This window comes from Burkholderia sp. AU31652 (assembly GCF_002223155.1).
In the GTDB taxonomy this organism is placed as follows: Bacteria; Pseudomonadota; Gammaproteobacteria; order Burkholderiales; family Burkholderiaceae; genus Burkholderia.
In genome coordinates this window covers 1-1,373 of sequence record NZ_NKFG01000013.1, presented here as the reverse complement: position 1 = coordinate 1,373, position 1,373 = coordinate 1, and the positions used below count along the sequence as shown (strand labels likewise).

The window sequence follows — 1,373 nt, the reverse complement described above, 5'->3', positions numbered from 1 at the left end:
AAAATCTATGGTCAGCCCGATTTTTGCAAGCGAGGCAGTGTTGACCTAAAGTGGACTTGCTCGAATCTATCCGGGGTCGCGGATGGGAAAGATCCCGCCCCATGATGGGAGCCGCGCCGGGCAAACCTCAAAAAGCCCACAGCATTGAGGTGCTGTTTTTTGTGTCAGGTTACTTGCCCGGCCGTTGAGTCGTTTATGCCTTCACGTATCTCGCGTCGCAAAACCAGAGGTGACTACTGAAACTGAAGCCGTAAGCGATAGGAAGCGTCAGACTGAGGGAACAGCCTCGATGCTCCGGTAGTGTGTCCCTTTGGCGAGGATGGCCCAGGCGATCCTCGCCAGTTTGTTGGCCAGGGCACAGGCCACCACGTTCGAGTGTCGTCGCGCCAACAGGCTGCGAATCCAGACGCCCAATGCATCCGTGCGGTGCTCGATGCGCTGCATGATGGCCCGCGCACATTGCACCAGCAGCCGTCGCAGTTCCTTGTCGCCACGCTTGCTGATGCCCAGTAGCGTTGGTTTGCCGCCGGTGCTGTACTGCCGCGGCACCAGACCGACCGAAGCTGCAAACTGCCTTGCTGAGCCATATTGCTGGGCATCGCCCAACTCTGACATCAACACGCTGGCGGTCATCGGGCCAATGCCAGGAATCTCGAGCAGTCGTTCGCTGCGTTCATCCTCGTGTAGCTGGGTAAGCAACTCACGTTCGAGCTGGTGGATCTGCTCGTCCAGATACTTGAAGTGCGCCTGCAAACGTTCGAGCACGACCACCAGCCTCGGCGGCAACGATTCTGCCTCGAGCACGGCAGGCAGTCGCCGGATCACTGCCATGCCGCGCGGCAAGCTGATACCGAACTCCAACAGAAACGCATGAATCTGATTGATCGTGCCGGTGCGGTCACGCACCAGCCGCTCGCGCACACGGTGCAAGGCTGAAACGATCTGCTGGGCTTCGTTGTGCGGGCTCACGAAACGCATGCTCGAACGAGCGGCTGCTTCGCAGATCGCCTGGGCGTCCGCGAAATCGTTCTTGTTGCCTTGCCGGAACGGTTTGACGAATTGCGGAGAAATCAGCTTGGCCTCATGGCCCAGCGCTTGAAGTCGACGTGCGATCCAGTGAGCACCGGCGCAGGCCTCCATGACCACAATGCAACGCGGAAAATTGCCCAGCAGCGTGAACATCTGGCTACGCGTGAGCTTTTTACGGAACGCCATCCTGCCTGACGCATCCTGTCCATGCAGGTGGAAGCAGTGCTTGCCGAGATCGATTCCGATCAGCGATACCGTGTCCATGATGGCCCTCCAGAAGGACAAAATCCTCACTCAGCGTAGTCCACTGAGTGAGGATCGGGCTGACCATCCTATTAAGCCCG

The 1,373-nt window shown here is 58.7% G+C and carries 1 protein-coding gene; it reads right to left on the bottom strand.

Going from position 1 to position 1,373, the window contains the following annotated elements:
- Positions 1-267: 267 nt before the first annotated feature.
- Entirely contained in the window at positions 268-1,293 is a 1,026-nt protein-coding gene (locus CFB40_RS37575) for an IS110 family transposase (protein ID WP_089431894.1), read from the bottom strand.
- Positions 1,294-1,373 lie beyond the last annotated feature (80 nt).

Bases quoted from the DNA above. Each gene is read 5' to 3' on its own strand.
- CFB40_RS37575 (WP_089431894.1), bottom strand. From the start codon at position 1,293: ATGGACACGGTATCGCTGATCGGAATCGATCTCGGCAAGCACTGCTTC.